Raw genomic sequence first — 3119 nt, 5'->3', positions numbered from 1 at the left:
CGTGGAATTTAACGAAGAAGTGGGCGCATTGAGGCCCTCCCTTCGGGCGAGTTGACTGACGCCGTGCTCTTTGTTGTTCCTTTTTGATGGAGATGACTACACCTGCAAAGGAACGCCGCGATCACAGCGCCAGTCAATCTCGCTGAATCATGCATCTTCAGGTTGTTTGGGTATATTCAACTCTTTTGCTTTGCATTTTCGCAAAGCCGCTTTGAATTTCTGTCTATATCGCCACTTTCGCCTCTCCCATACACTGAAAACCAAACAGTGGACATGGGAGTACAGGCGGTATGGAACGCATCTTTATTGTGGCGGCAAAGCGCACGCCAATCGGCAGCTTTAACGGTTCTCTGGCGTCATTATCAGGCGTTGAACTCGGCGCGCACGCGATGACAGCGGTGGTCGAGCAAGCGGGTATTGAACCTGCGCACATCGACGAAGTAATCGTCGGTAACGTGCTGACAGGTGGCGTTGGCATGGGGCCGGGTCGACAAGCCGCTATCAAGGCGGGCGTGCCAGATACGGTTCCTGCATACACTCTCAACATGATTTGCGGCAGCGGCATGAAAGCGATTATGGACGGTGCCAGTCATATCCGCGCCGGTGATGCTAACCTTGTGCTGACCTCCGGCATGGAAAGCATGTCCAATGCCGCTTTCGTAACGTCAGGGCAAATCCGCCGTGGCGTTCGTATGGGCCATCAAATGCAGGAAGATAGCATCATCAAAGACGGTTTGACCGATGCCTTCCATCACTACCACATGGGCGTGACGGCAGAAAACGTCGCGACCCAATGCAATATCAGCCGTGAAGCGCAGGATGAATTCGCCCTAAATAGCCAACAGAAAGCGGTTAACGCCATCAAAAAAGGTCACTTTGCGGTAGAAATTTCCCCAATTACTGTCACTGAGCGCAAACGCCAGTTTGAAGTGAAAGACGACGAATACCCAAAGGCCAATGCCACCTTGGAAGGCTTGCAGGCACTTCGTCCCGCGTTCGATAAACAAGGCAGCGTCACAGCAGGTAACGCGTCCGGTATCAACGATGGTGCTTCGGCCATCCTACTGGCATCAGAAAGTGCGGTGAAGCAACACAATCTCACACCTCTGGCAGAGCTGGTGGAATACGGCCAAGGTGCGCTTGCCCCCGAAATCATGGGACTCGGCCCAGTTTCTGCAGTCGCTAATACCTTGAAGAAAGCCAAAATGACCATCGAGGACATTGACGTATTCGAGCTTAACGAAGCCTTTGCTGCGCAAGCATTGGGCGTGATTCAGGGATTGTCAGAAGCACATCATGTCGATGAAAACTGGCTGCTTGAGCGCAGCAACCTCAGCGGCGGGGCGATAGCGCTTGGTCATCCTATTGGCGCGTCTGGCAACCGTATTGTGACGACACTGGTTTACCAACTGCAACGTACTGAGAAAGACTATGGCCTTGCCTCCTTGTGTATCGGCGGCGGTATGGGCACCGCTCTCATCCTGAAACGTTGCTGAGGTGATAGAGCATGAAAAAAGCCGCGACCGCTCAACAGATAGAAAGCCTTTTGAACGATGGCATGACCATTATGATTGGAGGCTTCATGGCAACAGGCGCTCCAGAGCGTCTCATTGATCTTCTGATCAAAAAAGACATCAAAGACATTACCTTGATAACTACAGATACTGGTTCTCCCGGTCGAGGTTCAAGCCGCCTTATTGCTGAGAAACGGGTGAAGAAGCTGTATGCCTCCCACATTGGCACCAACCCGGAAACGGGCAAACAAATGAACGACGGCACGCTTGAAGTCGAGCTGGTTCCCCAAGGTACGCTGGCAGAACGTATTCGAAGCGGCGGTGCGGGTTTGGGTGGCGTGCTTACACCTACTGGGCTTGGCACCATTGTGGCGGAGAACAAACGGGTGATTGAAGTCGATGGCAAAGCCTACCTGTTGGAAACGCCACTGAAAGCTGATTTGGCACTGATCCGAGGTTCGAAAGTGGATCGTCGTGGTAACGTCTTTTACAGCAAAACGACCCAGAACTTTAACCCTTTAATGGCCACTGCAGCAGAGACGGTGATTGTGGAGCCCGAGCAGCTTGTTGAGCTCGGTGATATTGAGCCAGAAGCGGTTCACACGCCAAGTATTTTTGTTGATCACATCTTTGTCGATCAGAGCTCAGTGGAGGACAACCAATGACAGCGCAACTGGATAAAGACACCGTTCGCCACCGCATTGCATGGCGCGTTGCCCGTGAGATGAAAGACGGCGATATTGTGAACCTTGGCATTGGCCTGCCAACGTTGGTGGCGAACCATGTCGACAAAGACGTCGAGTTGCTGCTTCAAGCCGAAAACGGTCTGCTAGGTATCGATCAACTGGCATGCGAAGCCACCAAAGATGCCGATTTGGTCAATGCAGGCGGCCAGCATATTACCGCTGTTGATGGTGCCTGTTACTTCAACAGTGCGGACTCATTTGCCATTATCCGTGGCGGTCATGTTGATGCGACGGTGCTGGGTGCGCTACAAGTGGATGAATGCGGGAATCTCGCCAACTGGATTATCCCAGGGAAAATGGTGCCCGGCATGGGCGGCGCGATGGATTTGGTCGTCGGCGCGAAGAAGGTGATTGTTGCCATGGAGCACACGGTGAAAGGTCAGCCGAAACTGCTGAAACAGTGCTCATTGCCTCTGACTGCTGCCAATCAGGTGAATTTGATTGTGACGGAAATGGGCGTGTTTGAAATCAATGAGAGCGGCATGGTGTTAACTGAACTTGCGCCAGAGTTTTCCATTGAAGAGGTACAGGCTGCCACGGAAGCGTCGCTGTTGGTATCACCGAATTTGCGCCCGATGCAACTGCCGACAAGCTAATTTAATTTGCGATGGCTAAAAACAAAAAGACCACCGAGAAGGTGGTCTTGTTATCTTCGCGGTTAGGCGACTGCGCTATCTCAGTACCCGCGAAAAGACATGCCTGACGGCATTCCCTTTCGTTTAATCGATTATCTGGAGTTGGTTGACTGGACGGGCAGGCAAGTGCGTGATGATAAAAGAGGCCATATTTCTGATACGCTACCGCCATTGCTGGAGCGCCTTGGCATTGAACCAGCTTTGTGGTTAAAAACAGCGTCAAA

The 3119-nt window shown here is 52.2% G+C and carries 3 protein-coding genes and 1 pseudogene; all 4 read left to right on the top strand.

Translation table 11 applies throughout. The features are described from left to right. Positions 1-290: 290 nt before the first annotated feature. Positions 291-1496 (top strand): acetyl-CoA C-acetyltransferase, encoded by a 1206-nt coding sequence (locus RN22_RS24320; RefSeq protein ID WP_046308512.1) that lies wholly within the window; start codon positions 291-293, stop codon positions 1494-1496. A gap of 11 nt (positions 1497-1507) precedes the next feature. After that, positions 1508-2179 carry a CoA transferase subunit A gene (locus tag RN22_RS24315; protein ID WP_046308511.1) on the top strand — a complete coding sequence of 224 codons (672 nt, stop codon included), beginning with the start codon at positions 1508-1510 and terminating at the stop codon, positions 2177-2179. Continuing rightward, the gene (locus tag RN22_RS24310) at positions 2176-2856 is read left to right on the top strand and encodes a 3-oxoacid CoA-transferase subunit B (RefSeq protein WP_046308510.1); all 681 of its coding nucleotides are present in this window, start codon (positions 2176-2178) and stop codon (positions 2854-2856) included. The genes RN22_RS24315 and RN22_RS24310 overlap by 4 nt, the downstream gene beginning before the upstream one ends. 87 nt (positions 2857-2943) lie before the next feature. Next, positions 2944-3119 (top strand): annotated as a pseudogene (locus RN22_RS25640) (Mobile element protein); the annotation flags it as partial.

Source organism: Grimontia sp. AD028, assembly GCF_000973155.1.
GTDB classification, from domain to species: Bacteria; Pseudomonadota; Gammaproteobacteria; order Enterobacterales; family Vibrionaceae; genus Enterovibrio; species Enterovibrio indicus.
The sequence above is the reverse complement of the archived record's forward strand: the minus strand, read 5'-3'. Positions and strand labels throughout refer to the sequence as shown.

Coding starts and splice junctions, on each gene's coding strand:
- RN22_RS24320 (WP_046308512.1), top strand. CDS start 291: ATGGAACGCATCTTTATTGTGGCGGCAAAGCGCACGCCAATCGGCAGC.
- RN22_RS24315 (WP_046308511.1), top strand. CDS start 1,508: ATGAAAAAAGCCGCGACCGCTCAACAGATAGAAAGCCTTTTGAACGAT.
- RN22_RS24310 (WP_046308510.1), top strand. CDS start 2,176: ATGACAGCGCAACTGGATAAAGACACCGTTCGCCACCGCATTGCATGG.